This window comes from Desulfitobacterium nosdiversum, assembly GCF_049860565.1.
GTDB lineage: Bacteria > Bacillota > Desulfitobacteriia > Desulfitobacteriales > Desulfitobacteriaceae > Desulfitobacterium_A > Desulfitobacterium_A nosdiversum.
Genome location: NZ_CP172056.1, coordinates 3,821,739 through 3,842,091 on the forward strand (window position 1 = coordinate 3,821,739; position 20,353 = coordinate 3,842,091).

18 protein-coding genes are annotated in these 20,353 nt (G+C 38.4%); 3 read left to right on the plus strand and 15 right to left on the minus strand.

The features are described from left to right. Nucleotides 1–5: 5 nt before the first annotated feature. From ACHOLT_RS18665 to ACHOLT_RS18675, 3 genes are all read right to left on the minus strand, one after another. Nucleotides 6–770 carry a DUF4367 domain-containing protein gene (locus ACHOLT_RS18665; protein WP_425803732.1) on the minus strand — a complete coding sequence of 255 codons (765 nt, stop codon included), beginning with the start codon at nt 768–770 and terminating at the stop codon, nt 6–8. After that, nucleotides 770–1,291: an RNA polymerase sigma factor gene (locus tag ACHOLT_RS18670; RefSeq protein ID WP_425803734.1), complete on the minus strand. Its 522-nt coding sequence runs from the start codon at nt 1,289–1,291 to the stop codon at nt 770–772. Before ACHOLT_RS18670 ends, ACHOLT_RS18665 begins: the two co-directional genes overlap by 1 nt. A gap of 316 nt (nt 1,292–1,607) precedes the next feature. Beyond that, nucleotides 1,608–2,843: an IS110 family transposase gene (locus ACHOLT_RS18675; RefSeq protein WP_425803737.1), complete on the minus strand. Its 1,236-nt coding sequence runs from the start codon at nt 2,841–2,843 to the stop codon at nt 1,608–1,610. A gap of 556 nt (nt 2,844–3,399) precedes the next feature. Between ACHOLT_RS18675 and ACHOLT_RS18680 the strand changes: the two genes are divergently transcribed. Beyond that, complete coding sequence (locus ACHOLT_RS18680; RefSeq protein ID WP_425803739.1) at nt 3,400–4,515, plus strand: hypothetical protein; 1,116 nt, start codon at nt 3,400–3,402, stop codon at nt 4,513–4,515. Nucleotides 4,516–4,526: 11 nt separating this feature from the next. On the opposite strand, the gene ACHOLT_RS18685 is transcribed toward ACHOLT_RS18680, so the two are convergent. Then, a complete protein-coding gene (locus ACHOLT_RS18685) occupies nt 4,527–5,882 on the minus strand; it encodes an IS4 family transposase (protein ID WP_425803741.1) in 1,356 nt (451 codons plus the stop codon). A 327-nt stretch (nt 5,883–6,209) separates the two neighbouring features. Here ACHOLT_RS18685 and ACHOLT_RS18690 point away from each other — a divergent pair, with 327 nt between their 5' ends. Continuing rightward, nucleotides 6,210–6,716, plus strand: coding sequence for a hypothetical protein (locus tag ACHOLT_RS18690; RefSeq protein WP_425803744.1), 507 nt, complete (start codon nt 6,210–6,212; stop codon nt 6,714–6,716). A gap of 641 nt (nt 6,717–7,357) precedes the next feature. Here the strand turns inward: ACHOLT_RS18690 and ACHOLT_RS18695 are convergent. The 7 genes from ACHOLT_RS18695 to ACHOLT_RS18725 form a co-directional block, all read right to left on the minus strand. Next, entirely contained in the window at nt 7,358–8,077 is a 720-nt protein-coding gene (locus tag ACHOLT_RS18695; RefSeq protein ID WP_425803747.1) for an ABC transporter ATP-binding protein, read from the minus strand. After that, nucleotides 8,070–8,843, minus strand: coding sequence for an ABC transporter ATP-binding protein (locus ACHOLT_RS18700; protein WP_425803749.1), 774 nt, complete (start codon nt 8,841–8,843; stop codon nt 8,070–8,072). Before ACHOLT_RS18700 ends, ACHOLT_RS18695 begins: the two co-directional genes overlap by 8 nt. After that, nucleotides 8,843–9,829, minus strand: a complete 987-nt coding sequence (locus ACHOLT_RS18705) for a branched-chain amino acid ABC transporter permease (RefSeq protein WP_425808167.1) — start codon at nt 9,827–9,829, stop codon at nt 8,843–8,845. The genes ACHOLT_RS18700 and ACHOLT_RS18705 overlap by 1 nt, the downstream gene beginning before the upstream one ends. A gap of 32 nt (nt 9,830–9,861) precedes the next feature. Beyond that, complete coding sequence (locus ACHOLT_RS18710) at nt 9,862–10,755, minus strand: branched-chain amino acid ABC transporter permease (RefSeq protein ID WP_425803752.1); 894 nt, start codon at nt 10,753–10,755, stop codon at nt 9,862–9,864. 128 nt (nt 10,756–10,883) lie between these two features. Then, the gene (locus ACHOLT_RS18715; RefSeq protein WP_425803755.1) at nt 10,884–12,056 is read right to left on the minus strand and encodes an ABC transporter substrate-binding protein; all 1,173 of its coding nucleotides are present in this window, start codon (nt 12,054–12,056) and stop codon (nt 10,884–10,886) included. Between the two features lie 397 nt (nt 12,057–12,453). Next, nucleotides 12,454–13,626: an ABC transporter substrate-binding protein gene (locus ACHOLT_RS18720; RefSeq protein WP_425803758.1), complete on the minus strand. Its 1,173-nt coding sequence runs from the start codon at nt 13,624–13,626 to the stop codon at nt 12,454–12,456. A 241-nt stretch (nt 13,627–13,867) separates the two neighbouring features. Continuing rightward, nucleotides 13,868–14,830 carry an NAD(P)-dependent oxidoreductase gene (locus tag ACHOLT_RS18725; protein WP_425803760.1) on the minus strand — a complete coding sequence of 321 codons (963 nt, stop codon included), beginning with the start codon at nt 14,828–14,830 and terminating at the stop codon, nt 13,868–13,870. Nucleotides 14,831–15,015: 185 nt separating this feature from the next. On the opposite strand from ACHOLT_RS18725, the gene ACHOLT_RS18730 reads away from it, so the two are divergent. Beyond that, entirely contained in the window at nt 15,016–15,207 is a 192-nt protein-coding gene (locus ACHOLT_RS18730) for a ferredoxin (protein ID WP_425803762.1), read from the plus strand. 62 nt (nt 15,208–15,269) lie between these two features. On the opposite strand, the gene ACHOLT_RS18735 is transcribed toward ACHOLT_RS18730, so the two are convergent. The 4 genes from ACHOLT_RS18735 to ACHOLT_RS18750 form a co-directional block, all read right to left on the minus strand. Continuing rightward, entirely contained in the window at nt 15,270–15,983 is a 714-nt protein-coding gene (locus ACHOLT_RS18735; RefSeq protein WP_425808169.1) for an SDR family oxidoreductase, read from the minus strand. Between the two features lie 76 nt (nt 15,984–16,059). Beyond that, complete coding sequence (locus tag ACHOLT_RS18740; RefSeq protein WP_425803765.1) at nt 16,060–16,296, minus strand: hypothetical protein; 237 nt, start codon at nt 16,294–16,296, stop codon at nt 16,060–16,062. Between the two features lie 391 nt (nt 16,297–16,687). Continuing rightward, on the minus strand, nt 16,688–17,653 hold the full coding sequence (locus ACHOLT_RS18745) for a DUF2935 domain-containing protein (protein WP_425803768.1): 966 nt from the start codon (nt 17,651–17,653) through the stop codon (nt 16,688–16,690). 211 nt (nt 17,654–17,864) lie between these two features. Then, a complete protein-coding gene (locus tag ACHOLT_RS18750) occupies nt 17,865–20,084 on the minus strand; it encodes a YcdB/YcdC domain-containing protein (RefSeq protein WP_425803771.1) in 2,220 nt (739 codons plus the stop codon). Nucleotides 20,085–20,353: the final 269 nt, after the last annotated feature.

Here is a 20,353-nt window from a genome sequence, read left to right on the forward strand (position 1 = left end):
TTTTTCTAATTTATTGAGTTGGCAATTTTTATAATTTCTTCTTCGACAACTTTTCCAGATAGTTGTAGAACTACTCCTCTTATCTCCCAATTGACCTTATTAAAACCGTTTTTATTAGTAAATAAAGTACCTGTATAACCATTTATTGTTATATCTTTATTAACTGTATCGTCAGTATCGTAGAGAATTCCACTTGAAGCAGCCCTACCAGCGTTCCTTTCTTCCAATACAAGACTATTCCCATTCAAAGTATATATAATGGTAATCTTTTGAGTATTATCGCCAATAGAGCTTACTAAAATCTGTTGTTCCTTTGTATTTTTCGGCAAATAAGTTGGCAAAGCCAATTTATATGAAACCATAGATTGAGCTTCTTCAAGAGATACTTCTTTTTCAACTGTCGTGCCCCGATCCTGAATAACCGGCACATTAGAATTAGGAGGGTGTTGATAATTTCGCGTTTGGTTTTTAGTGGTCTTTCCTACCACATAGTTATAGAGCTGAACAAATTTTTCACCAAAAGCTTCCGTGTTTATTGGCTTAATCAGCATTGTACAACCTATTATAATAATAATTACTGCTACCCAAGTTATTTTTTTATAGTTACTTTTATAAAGATGAACTTTTCTTTTAGATATATCCTGTTCTGATTGAAGTTGTTTCTTAAATTTAGTCCATTGTTCATCTATATTAGGAACGTCTATATTATTTAATTCCTTAGCCACTTCCTGCGAAATATACTCTTCTAATTCAGGTTCTGATAAAGCCATTATTGTTCACCTCCCTGCTCATAATTAGAAATAGAATCCACGACTTTTCTAAAACTTTCTTTAGCTCTATGCAATCTCACTTTAACATTAGCAATGCTTATATTCATAATTGAGGAAATCTCCTCTAATGTTAAATCTACATAATATTTAAGTATAAGAATTTCTGCTTCCTGGGGCTTTAACTTTTTAAAAATATTATTAATGTCAGTCTTAATCTCAACAGTTAGAATGTCTGACCCGGCCTTATCCGATAAATATTTTTCAGTTAGTGGAATTATCTTCGCTTTCGATTGTTTTTTTAATATATGTTTAGCTTCATTAAGAGCAATTACTGTTACCCAAGAAGCAAATTTATCTTTTTCCGTAAGATTTTCTATTTTACCGAAAGCTATTATAAAAGCCTGTTGAACAGCTTCCTCCGTAATATATTTATCTCGCGTATAGAAAAATACAGTTCTATACACTTTATTATAATTTTCTCGATATAAGACCTCGAATATTGATAAAGAGCCAATATTCAATACTAAATACCCCCTTTTATTCTTATTTCATTAAAATTATTTTTTCGCTTGATTGTACCTTATTTTAACAGATTTTACTCTTATTTGTTGAGGACTTTTTATTTTTATAAAAGGGAGTGATGGAATATATGAATGTATAAAAATTTATTGAATTTAGTAAAGAAGTACTTCCGTAATATGTCAAGACCATAAATAATATGGTCAATCTTTTCTAGTAGCCAGTTGCCCTAAAAAAGGCAAAAAAATCTACCCATTTCCAAGATAATGTAGAAACAAGTTACAAAAGTGGAATTTACGCTTCTGGACTATTTAACAGCTATTCTCCCCAGTTGCCTTTCGGTTGGTAGATTTGGTTAGTGCATAGCAGAGCATCAACCATACGTAAGAGTTTACGTGCAGTGAGCACTAAAGCTCGGCGATGATGATGGGTTTTACTTTCCTTGAATTTACGAGAGTAGAAAGCTTTGTACTCTGGCTCGTTCAACCTAACCATATTAGCTGCTTGAACAAAATAAGACCGGAGGTAGCGGTTACCCGAGTTGCTTAAAGGGATGTCATCGGCTGTAAAAACACCTGATTGATGAGTTTTCCAAGTTAGACCTGCATATTTAGCTAAAGCAGCTTCATTAGGGAAACGCCGAATATCAGCAATTTTAGCAATAATACCAGCGGTACAGACCGGACCAACTCCCGGAAAAGACGAGAGGGTGTTAGGAAAATGTTCAAACTCAGCTTCAATTGCCTTATCAATTTTCTTGAGTCTGAGTTGTAAAGTTCTAAGGGTTTCGAAGCTTGTCGCTAGAATCAGATTAACGGGTTGAAGTAAATTACCCCGGAAACGATGGGCCTTGCGAGCTGCTTCTCTAAGTACAGTGGCCGTCCCTTCTGGATCCTTAAACTTGCTTTTTCCTTTGTCCACGAGGAACTCAATTAATTCATCAAGCGGTCGAGCCGCAACTTCCTCAGGAGATAAAAACTCAAGAATAAGGGATTCAGAAGTAGCCCCAAACGTGTTGCTAAAGACCTTGCCTTGAGCTAAAGTACTATATTTCAAAAACAAGTTCGTTAAGAAGTAATTTTTTTCTCGGGTGATGTTTTCTACTAAGTGACAGCGAAAGCGGGTTAATCTCTGAAGGGGTAGGAAGCGAAAATCAACTTGGCAATTTTCCGGAAGACGCCCAAACCGTAAACGATCTGCAATAACCCAAGCATCAACCCAATCGTTTTTAGGTAAATCCAAATAGAATTCTTTAAACTTGCTCACGATTTTAGGATTGAACGAATAAATTTGAGGATTAAAGGGAGCGAGGCTTGGTTCTTCGGGCAAAAACATCTGGATATGCCAGCTGTAGACAGAAGTAGCCTCCATCCCAACAACAAGGCGATCTTCGGAATGGGTCTTACAAGCATTAACTAGGTATGAAGCTAGAGATTGTACCCCTAGACGATCATTAGAAGCATGAAAACGCTTGGAAACTTCATCGCCCTGATCATTCATCACTTTTACTTTAAAATCTTTAGAACTGACATCAATGCCAACAAATAAACTCATAACAATCACCTCACTTTCTAGTGGAAATATGTAAATATTACTGCTGGGCACCAGGCACCACAGCTGTTCAACAACCTCGCCGAATCAGCACTTTCTTGTAGGAACCTTTGATCCAAACGACCTGCTACTCTCGAAAGGAGGACCATCAAGTTGCGCAACCTTCGCGTTAAAAGCTTAAGATATGGGCTGGGGGGCAGACTTTAGAAGAGGTCAAGCCTCAAGGAGTGGAATACCTTCCCAGAATGTAACCTTACGGTTTCATTGTGCCTGTAAAACCAGCAAAATTAAATACTTTTTTGAGATTAAGAGTCTGAAAGTAAGACATGCGTGTGTGCCTTAATGTGGAAAAGCTATTTGGGGTAGTCTTAAAAGAGCTTTCCCACAACGGCACGCCCCGCACACCTTCGACGACTGCATAGGGTATGTGTTATACTGCGCGTACCTTATTGCTTAAAGGAATTTCCATTCAAAACGGGTTCAATTTAAAAGCTCCCCGCTCTCATCTAAAGGACTCGAGGAGCTAGGAACAAATATTATTATACGAGGAGCGGATAATATGAAAAAAATATTTACGACTCTTTTAATGTGCACCTTATTGTTTCTAGGTACAAATGTTAATTATACTAGTGCAATGCCTAATAATTCTAATTTTATTGCGGAAAATGCAAATATACCTATTAATAATAATGAGATGTCTGTAATAAATATGGGACATGGTGAATTTAAAGTTTCTTCTACTAATTCTCAAGCAGATCCTTCAGGTAATGTTAAGATAAAAAAAATAAATGATAACCTTTATCAAATCGAAGATACAAATTTATTGGCTGAAGATAAGGAATATGATAAGTTACTAAAAGTCAATGAATCGTCCTTTTTAAGTGTTAAAACTTTAAAAGTTAACTTATTAAACGCTAAAGAATTAGATCAGGTTATCAAAAATTACGATATTAATCCTGAAATGGCTAAAGATCTTAGAAATTTGGCAGATAAGGCTGCTATAACGGAGGGGATGCCCTCAGAAATTAATATTTATACTCCTAAAAAACAAACGAGTACTACTAATTCTGGTAAAATGAGTATAGCTTCAACAAGTTCAAGAATATCTACAAATTATTATTCTGGGTATGCCGGCTATAACTATTGTGATGAAGTTTGGGAATTTACTCAAACCACAGAAATGCTAAAAGTTAAGAATGGAACAGCGACAAAATCATATATAACAAGTACTATTTCAGATGTTGGAGAATTTCTACTTGATGAAGTTATTGATAAATATTATGGAACACAATATGTAGTTCTTAAGCTGTTTTTCCCTAGTATAAGTGATTTCACCCCTTACCCGGCAAATTATGATGATTTCTGGCAAGCAAGCTTAATTGAAGACAAGTATAGAAAATATACTAGTATTGAAATCTGGGATTCATCATCTAATTCTTATGTTTATGTAACAAGAGCTATTGGATCTATTGATTACGTAAAGTTCAACCATTATGTTTACTTCCAAGCTTTAATGTCTTCAGGAACTTATAAAACAGATCCTCTTCAAGTCTATTACACTCCTAACTATTATAATCTTGACTATAAAGCATATCAGTATATGTATGATTTGCCTTACAATGAAGATTTCAGGTATTGGTCTCCAAACGAATATACTAAGTTTTCTTCAATCTAATTTTAAATATCTCAACTTTCGCACCCCGGTTGTGCGAATAAAGCCTTGATATAACTGGGCAATTCGCTCATCCATTTCTGTAATTGACTAAGTAAAGATTCTTTGCTCTCTGATTTATTGGTTAAAAGGTCGAGAACAAAGGCCATTAACTGACGTAATGCCGTTTTTAAGTTTAAGTCTATGACTTCATCGGCGAAAAGATAGAATAATCCTCCAAGGGAGCGTTCATCATTGTTCTCTCGTCGTTCCCATTCTAGGATGAGATAACGGGAAAAGACAATGGTTGTATGGCTGATCATCATGTCGAAGGACCGTCCTTGGAATTCAGTGCCCAATTTCAAGTGAGACTTAGCCATTTTGAAAAAGGTCTCAATACTCCAACGCATACCGTAAATCCTCACGATTTCAGCATTATCTAAAGCCAGATCTGTTGTTAGAATAGCCAACCATTCTCTCCGATTATTGCGATTCTGGACGAAGACAATTTTAAGGGGTAAACCATTAGGCGTTTGAACGCGAACTGAACCTAGAATTTCTGCTTTCGCGTTTTTAGGGACTTTGGCATACAGCTCACGCAAACTTAAGGACTGTTCCTCAAGAATATAACGTTGTTTGAGTTCCTTGACCATTCCAATGACGTGAAGTCCCTTATCCATGAGCATTTGAAGCAGTGGTGCATGAGTAAACCAACTATCCATGAGGACGTAATCCGCTGAGAAGCCAGCCTTTAGAGAGCGTTCAAGCATTTGTACGACAGCGTCCGGTTTGTGGCTCATGGATTCCACACGTCGTTTGTAGCCTGTCGTGCGTTTGTCCAAGTCTTCCCGCATTTCACAAAGACGGTTTTTGGCCTTGGCTGAACTCATCAAGGTAAAATCGAGGGGCGCAAAGCTATAGCCATCGGACCAGCCCAGCGTTAACATGTTATATCCGCGAATAAAGCGGCCTGAGACATGATCATAAATACGGGCTAAAAGTTCAACCTTTCTGCTGCGTTCTCGGCACATGACAGAATCGTCGACGATAAAAACGCGGATACGATGTGAGGAGGTGAGGCTTTCAAACCGCGCAACAACCTTGAGGCTCAAGAGTTGATAGAAACGCCTCCAGTTATAGCTGGATTCATTGAGAAATCGATAGATAACATCTTTACCTGGAAGGGACTCACCCCGATTACTTTCTAGCAGTCGAAAGAGATTTCGACCTTGGAAGACTAACTGAAAGATGATCTGGAATACAGCAAGGCTCGAAATCCCATAAGTCTTGCGGATTCCAGCTTTTCGCAAAATTTGACCAATCTTGAGAGTAGAAAAAACGAAAGAAAGTTGATTTTGATGCTGTTCAGGCAGAGAGTTGTGTTGTAACATTGAAGTACGCACCTTTCTGTTTTGGATTGATGGTGGTTTGGTCACTTCCATTTTACCAATTCGAAAGGTGTTTTTCTGTCAATGTACAATATTATTTTGTTCCAACCCAGTTATGGCCTGGGTTACAGCATGATTTCGCGGTGCGAAAGTTGAGTAAATATCATTAAGCCTCCTAAATTATTTTAGGGGGCTTATCCAGAATATTTACTTTCCTCCTATAGTCACCAAGTATGTTAAAATATTATAAATTAAAATAAGCTAAACAACTCAAAGTTTCTTTTCTTAGGACTAGTATTAAAAAATGACATCATACTTAGGGGGAAGAGGGTGAATAACTTGTTAGGAATTGAAATAGGAAGAAAAGTAAAAGGTTTTGCTATAGTATTTGTAGTTTTATCCTTAGTTTTTGCTTATTTCTATTTAGCCCGTCCATTGGATTTAAAAGATATTATAAACAAGAACAATATAAAAGAAATCTATATATTAACAGATACGTTTACAACTGAATTCAAATTTCCAAAGGAATTAAGATTAAATAATGAGAACGATATTAACACAATTCTCGATATACTAAGTGAATATAAATACTCAAGGATAATAAGTTTTTATAATCCACGGATTGCTCCAGCAAATCCTACAAACGGAGTAATACACATTTTTTTAACTTACTCAAATACCGATAATAAATTAATCCAACAGTATTTATTTATTGATTCCGAAAACGATGTGGCTATAAGAAATAAACACGGAATTAATATTAGCTATAAAATAAGTGGGCTAGATAAAATGCTATTTGAACATTTAGGAAATTGGTTAGAAACATTGGGCCCATAATTTTATTCCACATCTATAATCAAAAGGAAACTACATTTACCTCTTAATAAATAGAACTGAATGATTAGATCATAAGAATTACATCATCCGGTTCTTATCGTTTCTTTCATTAAAAGGTTTAAATCCACGAAAGCTTCACCACACAAAAATTTATGCAAAAGTATTTTCTCTAACTTCTGTAAACACCCTTTATCTATTTTTGTTATAATTAATAGGGCTAATTATCCCTCACTCTTAATTCACATTTTCCTACAAATACGCAGAAACTTAATTGTTTATGTATATACCAATTATATCATAATATGTTTGATACTAACTGAATAGATAATATCTTTAAAGTTAAAGGGTTTCTCTGCTATTCCAATCCGTTGGACTGAGAAACTAATGCAATTTTTCTGATAATCCCCGTGAAACTGCTGAATTCACATTGTAATTCACAGGGCATTTCACAACCCAATTCACATAGCAGTAATAAATTTATTACATATGTGTGAATTCGTATGTGAATTTGGACTATAATTTCGCTCAAAGCCTTTATTTTAAAGAAAAATCTCAGGTGAATTGCTATGACTTCACCTGAGATTTGTACTGTGGATTAAGGCTTATCAACCCCAAAATCAAACGGCTTAATAATACATTTCTTACTTCTTCTTAACTTGTTCCCCAAGATAAGCCTTGCGGATTTCTTCATTCGCTAAAAGTTCACGGCCAGTCCCTTTCATGGTAATCCGACCCGTCTCCATAACATAGCCCACATCAGCAATCTTCAACGCTGCATTTGCATTCTGTTCAATGAGCAGAATAGTTACACCCAGCTTGTTAATTTCTTTAATAATATTAAAAATATCGGTAATAATCAATGGTGCCAGTCCTAAAGACGGTTCATCCATCATCAATAGCTTCGGTTTTGACATTAAGGCTCTGCCTACAGCAAGCATTTGCTGCTCACCGCCGGATAGAGTACCCGCAAGCTGCCATTCCCGTTCTTTTAGCTTTGGAAAGAGAGAAAACACCCATTCATAGTCATGTTTAATCTCTTTCTCATCTTTTCGAGTATAGGCTCCAATCTTTAAGTTCTCAAAAACGGTTAGATCTGGAAAGATTCTCCGTCCTTCCGGTACAAGAGTTATCCCTGTTTTAACGATATTATGGCTTTTTTCAGCTAAAAGATTTTTTCCGTTGTAAGTTATTGTTCCACTTTTAGGCTTAACAATTCCTACAATCGTACGAAGCATCGTACTTTTCCCGGCACCGTTTGCTCCAACGAGGGTGACTATTTTACCTTCCTCGACCTCTAGGCTGATTCCTTTTAACGCTTCAATTCCGCCGTAGGCTACCGCTAGATTTTTAATCTCAAGCATCTTCTTCTGCCACCCCCAAATAAGCATCGATAACCTTCTGGTCATTCTGAATCTCATAAGGGGTTCCTTCAGCAATCGTTACCCCATGGTCAAAAACATAAATTCTGTCTGATATGCCCATTACAACTTGCATATGATGCTCAATCATGAAAATCGTTAGGTCAAATTCATCACGTATTTGCTTGATAAAATGAGTTAAATCTTCTGTTTCCTTAGGATTCATTCCTGCTGCAGGCTCATCAAGAAGAAGTATCTTCGGATTCGTAGCCAATGCCCGTGCGATTTCCAATCTTCTCTGTTTCCCATAGGGAAGTGAGCTTGCTTTTTCATTTTTTAAATCGGCAAGGCCTACTTTCTCAAGAAGATGGAGGGATTTTTCCCGCATCTCCTTTTCCTCTTTGCGATAACGCGGGAGTCTAAACGTCGCTTCAAGGAAATTGGACTTGATGTGAAGATGATTCGCGATGAGTACATTATCAAAAACGCTCAGATCTTTGAACAAACGAATATTTTGAAAGGTCCGGGCAATCCCCATAGCCGTAATTTGATCTGGCCGCAAACCTGTAATCTTCTGTCCTTCATAAATAATTTCACCGATGGATGGGCGGTAAACCCCTGTTATCATGTTAAAAGCAGTTGTTTTACCTGCTCCATTGGGGCCGATTAAAGCAACAATCTCACCCTGATTAAGTGTAAGATTAAATTCCTTAACAGCTGTCAAACCGCCAAAAATCATGGATACATTATCTGCTTTTAAAAGTTCCACTAGCTTCTACCTCCTTTGGCGAGAGGCTTTCTTGACCGATTGAAAATTTTATTCCAGGTAAACTCTTTGGTTCCCATCAGTCCTTGAGTAAAGAAGAGAACCACAATCATTAACAACGCCGAGAAAACGACCATCCGCATACCCGTAATTCCCGGTATCGAAAAACTTCCTATGCTAAATCCATCATCAAGGAAACGCAAAACTTCTGTTGCGATCGTGATAATAAAAGCAGAGATGATTGACCCGGTAATACTTCCCATTCCGCCAAGAATGATGATTAAGAGAATATTATACGTTAAGAAGAAACGGAACATATTCGGGTCGATCGTTCCTAATAAATTCCCAAGGAGCCCTCCCCCAATACCTGCGAAAAAAGCGCCAATCATAAAGGAAAGAACTTTATGGTTAAAAAGGTTAATCCCCATGCTTTGAGCTGCAACTTCGTCCTCTCGAATCGCCTTTAAAGCACGTCCATAGCTGCTGTTGATTAAAAAGCCGAAAGACCAATAGAGATTCGTTGTATTCGGAATTCCTTTTAATCCCAAAGAACCGTTTGTAATAGTTTGTGTATTTGTAAAAATAACGCGAATGATTTCGCCAAAACCTAGAGTTGCAATTGCTAAATAGTCACCTTTGAGTCGTAATACAGGAGCTCCGATCAAGAATGCAACAATTGCCGAAAGAACTCCGGCAATAAGGAGAGCTGCTAAAAACGAGGTATGAAGATTTTCGAGAGGTTTTGCGATAGGTACCATAAAGAAATTTTGCGCTTTAACAGCCTTCGACATGGTCAAGAGTGCTGTTACATAGGCGCCGACTGCCATGAAGCCGGCATGTCCAAGAGAGAACAAACCTGTAAAGCCATTGATCAAATTCATACTTACGGCAAGGATAACGTATATAGCACAGAGATTTAAAATTCTCACTTTATAAGAATCTACATTTTCATCGATAAAGTAAAGAGCTACAGCTAAAAGAGCTAGCATAATCAGTGTCAAAATCGTATTTCTTTTCATACTCACACCTTCTCCGCGATTTTTTCACCGATAATGCCGGTAGGTTTAACCAATAAAATGACAATAAGCAAAATAAAGGCAAAGGCATCACGATACCCCGTTAAAGCAGGCAGGAAAGCAACCAGCATTACCTCGGCAATCCCGAGTAAGAAACCGCCAATAACAGCCCCTTTAACATTGCCGATACCGCCAATAACAGCTGCTATAAAAGCTTTAAGTCCAGGCATAACCCCCATGAGAGGTTGAATACTGGGGTATTTCATTCCCCACATGATTCCGCCAACTGCTGCTAAAGCAGACCCAATAACAAAGGTCAAGGAAATGATTCGGTTTACATTGACTCCCATAATGCCGGCTGTCTCATGGTCTTTCGCAACAGCTCGCATGGCAATTCCGCTTTTTGTATGGTTAATAAGATAGATTAGTCCGGCCAAAAAAATAATCGTAACAACAGGAATATAGAAGGTCAGTTTTTGAATAGCGACTCCCTGGATGTTGATCATATCCGAAAAAAGCTTTGGCGTAGGAAAGGATTTAGGACGCCCGCCAAAGATCACCGTAGCTAAGTTTTCAAGAAAATAGGAGGCGCCAATAGCTGAAATAAGGAGCGAAATCTTAGGTGCATTACGCAAAGGCCGATAGGCACCTGCTTCTAAGAAAAATCCTAAAATTGCGGTAAGAATAATAGCAATAATAAAGGATAAATACCAGGGCAAGGTAAAAATAGCGATTCCATAAAACGAAAAATACGTGGCCATCATGAAAATATCACCATGAGCAAAGTTGATCAGCCTCAGAATCCCATAGACCAGAGTATAGCCGATGGCAACCAAAGCATAGAGACTCCCCAGAGATATTCCATTTGCCAAATGCTGAAAAAACGTTGCTAAGCTCATAACATCACCTCAAAACTCTAAATTCTATTTTGCTTTGGCTTGCCTAATCTTAAGCAAGATACGCCTCCCCGCAAGGAAGCGTATCTTTAGCCTTCACATTAATCCGTACAAATCTCTACTTAAATGTATTAGTTCTTCGCCCCGATAACATCTAAGTAGGAGAATTTGCCGTTTTTCACTTGTTTAATTATTGCATCTTTAACAGCGTTACGGTTTTCATCCAAGGTAATTACACCGGCAGCACCTTGGAAGTCTTTTGTCTTAGCCAATTGATCTCTTACTTTAACCGAATCAGCAGCGCCTACTTTATCAATAGCATCACGGATTAAGATGTAAGCATCATATCCGAGTGCCGTTACTGCAGCAGGTTCTTTGTTTGGATTTGCTTTTTTATATTCAGCAAGGAACTTTTCGGATTCTTTAGTAATTGGTTTTTCGGAAGTGAAGAAGGTTGAGAAGGTTGCACCTTCAACCGCATCCTTACCGATATCAATGAATTCAGGAGTTTCCCAGGTATCTCCGCCAATAATCGGCACCTTAATTCCAAGCTGACGAGCTTGTTTAATCACCAAAGCCGATTCAGTAAAGTTCCCCGGTGCAAAAATAACATCTGGGTTTGTCGCTTTTACATTCGTTAATTGAGCCGTAAAATCTTGGTCTCCTGTATTATAGTTGTTTACAGACACAATCGCATTTTGATCACCTGTTAATTGTTTAAAGGAGTCGGTGAAGAATTTCGCGAGTCCTACCGAGTAATCGTTAGAAACTTCTTGGACAATGGCAACTTTCTTAGCATTAAGTTTGTTATATGCATAGTTTGCCATGACCTTTCCTTGGAAAGGATCAATAAAACATACTCTGAAATAATATTCATTGCCTTCTGTTACAAGAGGATTTGTAGCAGAAGCAGCTACCGCTGGAACTTTGGCCTTCTTAACTACATCTCCGGCCGCCATAGAAAGCGAGCTTCCCCAGCTGCCAATAATAGCTGTAACTTTTTCTTTCTCAACTAAACGGGATGCCGCACTGGCAGCCTCAACCTTGTCGGACTTATTGTCAACAACAACAAGTTCAATTTTCTTGCCAAGGACTTCAGGATAAAGCTTATTTGCAAGTTTGACACCTTCGATTTCGAGTGCTCCCCCTGCAGCATTCGCACCTGTCATCGGTTCAAGGACTCCGATCTTAATGGTATCCCCGCCTGAGCTTGAACTACTTGTAGTCGCGGCGCTTCCACACCCGGAAAGCAGTAAAGAGGAGGCTAAGATTCCAGAGAGTAAAACCGACAGTTTCTTTTTCAATTGATAAACCCCTTTCCATTCTCCCCATTATTTTTGCTATGCTCACAAGCATAAACAACGACATTTACGATCATGATCATAATCCTTGTATACATGTATACAGTGTACGGATACTTGATCATCCCTGGTGATCGTAAATTTATAATTTTTCTGATATATTGAAGTATATTCCCTGGCTCTTTAGCTTGTCAAGATAATTTAACATATATAAGAATCAACCATTATATCCTTATTTTGGAATAATTTATATCTGCAATTGTTGATTATGCAATATTAAATATGTAAATATTTATTTCTAATCACTAAAATTATGTCAAAAGATTTTAAAAGGGATGTCACTTTATTCGTGACATCCCTTTGGCTTATGTTATATTGACTTTTGATGTTCTTGAGATAACTATTTTGCACCAACCATATCCAAGAAGACAAATTTGCCATTTTTAACTTCCTTGATAACAGCATCTTTAACCGCATTCCGGTTTTCATCTAAGGTAATAACCCCAGCTGCGCCTTGGAAGTCTTTAGTTTTCGCCAATTGATCTCTAATTTTGGCAGGGTCAGCAGAACCTGCTTTTTCAATGGCATCGCGGATAACAATATAGGAATCATAGGCTAAAGCTGTAGCCGCGGCAGGTTCTTTACCAGGATTTCTTTTCGCATACTCTGCGAGGAATTTCTCAGACTCTTTGGTCATTGGTTTTTCAGTTGTAAAGAAGGTGGAAAAAATAGCTCCCTCAACAGCGCTGCCGCCAATTTGCAGGAATTCATTAACTTCCCAAGTATCTCCGCCAATAATCGGAACCGTTATTCCTAATTGACGGGCTTGTTTCATGATGAGTGCAGATTCGGTGAAGTTACCCGGCGCAAAGATAACATCAGGGTTTGTCGCTTTAATATTCGTAAGCTGAGCCGTAAAGTCTTGGTCACCTGTATTGTAGTTAACGAGCGCTAAAACGGATTTGTCATCTCCTGTTAACTTCTTAAAGGAATCAGAGAAGAATTTTGCTAAACCGACGGAATAGTCATTGGAAACCTCTTGAATAATCGCGACTTTCTTAGCATTCAGTTTGTTATATGCGTAATTCGCCATAACTTGTCCTTGGAAAGGATCAATAAAGCAAACCCGGAAATAATAATCATTATCTTGTGTTACGAGAGGATTTGTAGCCGATGGAGCTACTGCAGGAACTTTAGCCTTCTTGATGACATCCCCTGCAGGCATTGACATGGAGCTGCTATAGCTTCCGATGATAGCAGATACTTTTTCCTTATCTACGAGGCGGGAAGCAGCATTAGCCGATTCAACCTTGTCCGACTTATTATCAACGGTAACAAGTTCGATTTTTTTACCTAAAACTTCTGGGTAGAGCTCATTCGCGAGCTTAATTCCTTCGACTTCGATTGCACCGCCGGCAGCATAAGCTCCCGTCATTGGTTCTAAAACACCAATTTTGATTGTGTCTCCGCTTGAACTGGATGAGCTTGCCGGCGCAGTTGCATTTCCGCAGCCTGAAAGCAACATTGATGTTGCAATAATACCAGATAATAGGATCGATGCTTTCTTTTTCAATTGTGTTACCCCTTTCTTCTCTCTTCTTATTCTGTTAATGCTTTACGCATAAACAACGATGAGTTAGAAGCAATGTATTCGTCCAGTATACATTTGAGCTTCCTATGTAGCCAAAGTTTCTGTATTTTTCAGATATTGTACTATATTCTACAGGTAACACGATAATTAATCTAGTCATTTTAGTTAATAACACTGTATACATAACCTAGATCTAATTCTCGGATTCAAAATATAAAGTACATCAATTATTATTAAAGAAGCAAAAAGAAAGCGACTCAATAAAATGAATCGCTTTCTTTATATAAGTTTTATACACTAATCCTTTAAATCCATACAATTTAATCAAAGCTTGAGTTCCGCTGTTTTCTTCCCCTTGCTCAGCGAGTTTTTCATAAAGTTCTTTGGCTAATTGAAGCCCCGGGGTTTTCAGTCCCATCTCTTCCGCCGACTCTAAAGCTATTTTAATATCTTTTAGGAAATGTTTAATATAAAAGCCGGGAGCGAAATCTCCTTTAATCATTCTTGGAGCTAAATTAGATAATGAAAAGCTGCCTGCAGCTCCACCACTGATACTCTCGAGAACTCGGATGGGATCAAGTCCTGCCTTTTGGGCATAGGCCATTGCTTCTGAAACTCCAATCATATTCGAGGCAATTGTAATTTGATTGCACATCTTAGTATACTGCCCCGAACCTGCAGGCCCCTGAAGTATTGCGTTTTTCCCCATGACCTCAAAAACAGGCTTAACCGCATTAAAAACTTCTTCTTCTCCACCGACCATAATTACAAGCTTTGCTTCACGTGCACCTATATCGCCGCCGGAAACCGGCGCATCTAAGACATAAAGACCTTTTTCCTTCCCAGCTTGTTCAAGCTTTTTAGCAAGACGGGGACTTGAAGTCGTCATGTCAATTAAGTAAGTTTCCTTCTTCGCATGAGCAATTAAACCATTTTCACTAAGATACACTTCTTCAACATCTTTTGGATATCCCACCATGCTGATCACAAGCTGGCTTTCTTCGGCAACTTCAGCAACCGTGTCCCGCCAGGTTGCTCCAAGTTCTATCAATTCTTGAGCACTGGCTTTTGTACGATTATAAACATTGAGTCTATAACCCGCTTTAAGTAAATTTTTCGCCATGCTTCTTCCCATAACTCCGGTGCCTATGAACCCAATCTTAATAACTTTAGACAATAAATCCATTTCCTTCAACTCCTTTTATACGATAACAAGTTATTTTATTATAGTACATTCTTGTCATTAGCAAAAGAAGGCAGCATGCGCAGATAAAAACAAAAGAATTTTAATTAGAATTATTCCTATTTAGGTTGTAATGGAATATAATAAGGATGAATAAAAGAGCTAAGACTCTAAGGAGGTTTATACTAATGAACGCTAAAGTAGATAAAAATGTATGTATTGGTTGTGGTCTTTGTACTTCTACATGTCCAAATATTTTTCAATTGGAGGATGATGGCTTAGCCGCAGCATATACCAATCCAGTACCCGCTGCTGATCAAGACTCTGCACAAGATGCTTGTGATAACTGTCCTGTGGGCGCAATCAGTCTTGATGACTAAAGTATAAAGTTTTTAAAACCTTAAAGAGGAAGAACTAGATTATTGAATTTAGTTCTTCCTCTTTAGTTATTAGTGTTCAGAGTCCAACCGAAGTCATTATTATAAATCATCTGCCTAGTCATACCACCGTCAATACAGATATTCTCGCCTGTAATGAACCCTGCTTTATCGCTGCATAAGTAAAGCACCATATTAGCAATGTCCAACGGGTTGCCTACTCGCCCTGCTGGATGTTGATCAGCATCTGCTCCTTTGTAGATTGTAAACGCCGTATCTATCCAACCCGGCGATATGGAATTAACCCTAACCTTTCCGGCAAGACTTACCGCCATTGCATGCGTCAATGTTGCGAGCCCACCCTTGGCCGCAGTATAGCTTTCTGTGTTCGGCTGGCTCATCCTATCCCGTGAAGACGATATATTTACAATACTTGCGCCTTCTCCAAAGTGATTTGCGAAGAGTTTGGCCAGCATATAAGGTGCACTAATCCCAACCCGCAAAACATAATTAAAGTCTTCATATGAGCAGTTCTGTATGCCGCCTCTGCTGAGCATAGCATTGTTAATAATGCAGTCTACTTTACCGTTATCGGCAATCACTTTATTAGCAAAGCTTTTTAGAGTAATTTCATCTGCAATGTCACCAACAAAATAATCGTTCTCCTCCTTGTCGATAATGCAGACAGTAGCTCCGGCTTTCCTGAACTCTTCACAGATCGTCTTGCCGATTCCCGCCGCTCCACCTGTAACGACCACAATTTTATCTTTGAAATCCATAGCATCCTCCGTCAATATTTTATGAATAGCATAACTATTGCACTAAATCCTACGAAAGCGTCACAATATACGAATATCACGAATTACTTTCCTTATAACCTATTACCAAAAGTATTATTCCTATTACGGCGTATATTGGAATAAAAATGTTTGTTAGTAGACCTGGCAAATTGGGATAAGTGGGGAAACTACCTGTATGGGCATTCATCTGACCTATCCATACAAAATAAGCAATAAATCTTTCTAAAGAATAGATAATTCCGCTCGTAATAATAAATACTGTTCCTAATATATAACATAATTTTTTCTCCATAAGACTCCTCCTCATAATAGATGATATAACCTTTGTGAAGCTTAATCCTAAATGTGTCACAACAAAAAAAGGCAACTCATTCATTTATCCCTAATTTCATCAATCCTTTATTATTAGTCATTTCAGATTTTACTTAGCCTGATTTAATAGTACTCGAGAAACTTTCCTTCAGCCACGCGTATACTTGCTATTTACTTATATTCCATATTATAGCATCAACTTAAGCTATGGTCTTTAAATTTAACCTTTTTGTTATTTAAAGAACTAAGGCCTCGGAGCATAAAGAAAGACGGCTTATGCAATTTTCTCGCTGTTTAGCCGTCTTTTTTGCGAAATATGGTACTATATTAGTTTTTAAACTTCCGCTCTTCTAATTTTATTATACTACTTCTTATCCTCGGCCGCCCTTAAACTCCGGCAACGGCATCTGTAAAATTCTTAAATAATGAAAGGCTTCACGCAAAACATGATCCCCCAGCAAAGCAGATATTACTGATTTCAGTTGGCAGGCGAGAATCAATTCCGTAATTCTTGCTTTGAAATCAATAATATTAATGGTGGCTGCCATACTTTCACGGCTTAGTTGTTTAAGGTTAGCTTTAGGTTGAGGGCCATCTTTAAATTGCTTATTGAGCATTTTAAATTCCTTGATAATCATATTTGCTTTATCAATAAGCGCCTCTTCGGTAGGATCCAATAACTGACGAATTACTTCAGCATGCTCCATCAAATGCTTATTCCAAAACATCATCATTTCAACACGATAGAACGTTGGGTCTACCATTTGACAGCTTTGAATACGCTGAATTTGTTTAATATATAGCTTTGTTTCTTCAATTTGATGATGAAAAATAGCCGGTAAATTGTGTGTAAAGAGGCAGCAGGCTTTAGTCACATTATCATAAACTTGCTGTAAATAAACGACCATAGCCTGAGCACATGCCAGAGCTTGTTCGTTCAAAGCCGCAATTTTTTCCTCTATGCCGGAACCTATTGGGATCATTCCTATTCCCGTGCCGGGCTGGAGCTGCATCGTATCTATCGTTAATTGAGTGTTAATTTGTATACACGAAAGTTCCGTCATTTTTTGTTCTGCTATGAGTGTCTTGTCTGTAAAAAGCTCGCCTGATTTAAATACCTCGAAACTGACTATACCGTTAGCTAAGCAAATAAATTCATACAAAATCGCTTCGAATTGACACTTAAAATTTTCTGCCTCCTGAATCCATGGAGCGTCTTTACACTCAAAGCTATCCTCATCGAAAATGGCATGTTCTTTCATAATCCGAGCCCAAAACAGATGGAGGTCTACAGATTCCTTGATGAATTCTCCTGTCATTGGCATAGTACTCATCATCTCTACTCCTTTCATACCCAATCCATTATCCTAATGATTAACTGCTACGTACAGTTTCTCTGACACATCGTATGCAGTAGAAGGATATTTTGCAACAGGTTACTGAAGGAGTTGTTTGGATAATTGGCTAACCCGCAATAGGGATAAATCAGTATACACAAAAGGATTGTCTCACGAAAGACAATCCTTTTGGCTGACTTGATTCCATCTTTTAGCGTTTAACCTTCAGCGAATTTACCAATGCATACGCACCTTCTGCACGGGTAATAATTCTCTGCGGCTCAAATTCTGTCCCGTCAATCTTCATTAGTCCCAAGCCCTTAACCAAGGCCACATATCCTAGCGAAGGGCTATCTTCATTAATATCTTTATACGGACTTTTATATAACTCCTGAAGCTGTGAGATATTTTCGAGATCTGTTATTCTAATGAGAAGTTTAGCCATTAACTCACGATCCACAGGTGATGTTGGAGCTAACTCCTCCTTCCACCATCCTAAATCCTTAGCTTTTTGCAGGATGTCCTCATCCTTGATATTCATCGTTTGTGCTGCTCCATTTTTAGCAGCCAGCATCGCTTTTAGGATGGACTGCACAGATAGGGTATCATTCGGTTTAAATTGGTCGCCATCTTCACCAAAAATTCCTGCTTGCCCCAGTAAACTGATTTCCTTCTCAGCAAAGTTACCGCTAATATCCTTAAAGTAATATGGCCGCAGCAAATCGGCTAATGGCTGACCCTGCCAATCCAAAAATTGTCCGGTTTTGGCATCCATCACATTCGAACGGGCAAGAGCATTGTTCATAGAAGGCTTATAAACCAAACGAATCTTGCTTAAACCATTATTATTCATGATTTGAACATATTCCAATTCAAGCGGACATCCCTTTAAAAATGTTGCTTCGGCGTTTTCTTGAGTCATACTCTCAGACGGATTCTGAAAATCAAGAGTCCACCAGTTCAAATTATAGCTTATAACCGTTTTCGAAACCGCATCAAGCATAACCGTAATCCCGTTATTCGGGAAAGGAATCCCATTTACAATGCGTTGATAATTAAACCCTTGTACTTGGCCTTCATTTGAACCTTTATACGTTCCATTCTCCTCATCAATCAGCTCCACTTCCCCAAAGCGCTGCGGTTGAATCTTCTGCAAGAATCCTTCAACTATTTTTTGAGCGGAAGATCGATCAATCGGAGTATCTTTTACCGAGTCATTGCCGGCATTCGGCGAAAAATTAAAAGCCAGCAATTCTCCCGATTCAGCATCTACTCTTGCATAGATATATTGGGCTACCCCCTTGCTTTCAGGAGATAAATTCCAGTCCAGCGTCCATACTCTTTTTGGAACATAGCCTCCGTCCATTCCTAGTGACGCATTTCTTAAAGAAAGAGAATCCGGGATATTTATCCATTTGCGAGCAGCTTCTACTGCTTGTTCGCGGGTAATCACTTGATTGTTCTTTTCAACTTCACTTTGTTCTTCCGGTGTGAGAACGGGCTGCTGAATACTCCCTTTTGCCTCTCCCCCGTCCCCCCCGCGGCTAAGAGCAAGATCGTCCCCGACCAGCCATTGACCGCTCTCAAGCTTGACCGGTTCTCCAGTAATTGCATCAATCGCGCCGTTAATTGAAGGTTTACTCAACTGATAAACAAGACGGGCTTTTGCCTGAGTAGCTGTTGTCAACGGTTGAATCATGGGGGCAGTAAAGTATTGGAGTTCAAGCATCTTTTGGCTACTAAATGTTTGTTGTGCCTTTGCCTCACCGATTACTCCATCTAAGGATGGGAAATTATCCGAACTCCAATTGCCATTATAACCGGTCACTTGACCATCCTGGCCATTGACTTGAACCGTAACAAAATTGCTGGGAAAAGGAGTTCCATTGACAACTCGCTTCCATTGGAAGGAATAAGAGACGGGACCGTAATAATTAAGAGGCATAACCTGAGAATCGTCCTTGACCCATTGCAACTCCCCCAGGCGCGAGGGCAGCATTTTATTAACCAGCTTTTGGGCAATTTCCCTGGCTTCTTCATAAGAAAGTTTTGGAAGATTAAATTTCTGCTCTGGCTGACCGTCATTTTTCCAAAGATTCATGCTTAAAATTTCGCCGCTGCTTACATCCACTTGAGCAGAAAAACTTCCGCCGGGTTGATCAGCCTTTGACCAATTTAATGACCAGCTTTCTCGATTATTATAACTGCTATACCCTGAGGTAAATTTGTTGAATTCTTTGGGAACCTCAAAATTTTCTTTAACCAAAGCAATCGCTTGTTCCAAACTAATTTCCGCCTTAACGGGTGAGGCAATTTTGCCGGTTTGAGTTTGAGCCTGAGCTTCGGCACCAAACGCCGAAATCGGTACAATAGTTTCGATCAGAAATACAAAAGCCAGAGGAAAAACGAGCTTACGAAATGATTTTAACACGAAAGCATCATCCCTTCTTTCATATTTACCTTTTTCTAATCTTCTCGTTGTATAAATTGTTCTCCTTCTGATAAAGTATGAAATAGCCTAATTTATAAAAATTTAATAAATATAAATCAGTTCTTAATATTCCGAATACTCTAGGGCAACTGCAGGAATTTTTTATTTTTTAGCGAAATTCTTTAATTCACAAGAAAACGCTTGTTGCGAAGTAATAAATAAATAAAATGCCCGCACAAACCAAGCATTTTTTAATAATATTTTGATAT

Coding starts and splice junctions, on each gene's coding strand:
- ACHOLT_RS18665 (WP_425803732.1), bottom strand. CDS start 770: ATGGCTTTATCAGAACCTGAATTAGAAGAGTATATTTCGCAGGAAGTG.
- ACHOLT_RS18675 (WP_425803737.1), bottom strand. CDS start 2,843: ATGAGTTTATTTGTTGGCATTGATGTCAGTTCTAAAGATTTTAAAGTA.
- ACHOLT_RS18680 (WP_425803739.1), top strand. CDS start 3,400: ATGAAAAAAATATTTACGACTCTTTTAATGTGCACCTTATTGTTTCTA.
- ACHOLT_RS18685 (WP_425803741.1), bottom strand. CDS start 5,882: ATGTTACAACACAACTCTCTGCCTGAACAGCATCAAAATCAACTTTCT.
- ACHOLT_RS18695 (WP_425803747.1), bottom strand. CDS start 8,077: ATGCTTGAGATTAAAAATCTAGCGGTAGCCTACGGCGGAATTGAAGCG.
- ACHOLT_RS18705 (WP_425808167.1), bottom strand. CDS start 9,829: ATGCTAGCTCTTTTAGCTGTAGCTCTTTACTTTATCGATGAAAATGTA.
- ACHOLT_RS18710 (WP_425803752.1), bottom strand. CDS start 10,755: ATGAGCTTAGCAACGTTTTTTCAGCATTTGGCAAATGGAATATCTCTG.
- ACHOLT_RS18725 (WP_425803760.1), bottom strand. CDS start 14,830: ATGGATTTATTGTCTAAAGTTATTAAGATTGGGTTCATAGGCACCGGA.
- ACHOLT_RS18730 (WP_425803762.1), top strand. CDS start 15,016: ATGAACGCTAAAGTAGATAAAAATGTATGTATTGGTTGTGGTCTTTGT.
- ACHOLT_RS18735 (WP_425808169.1), bottom strand. CDS start 15,983: ATGGATTTCAAAGATAAAATTGTGGTCGTTACAGGTGGAGCGGCGGGA.
- ACHOLT_RS18740 (WP_425803765.1), bottom strand. CDS start 16,296: ATGGAGAAAAAATTATGTTATATATTAGGAACAGTATTTATTATTACG.
- ACHOLT_RS18745 (WP_425803768.1), bottom strand. CDS start 17,653: ATGATGAGTACTATGCCAATGACAGGAGAATTCATCAAGGAATCTGTA.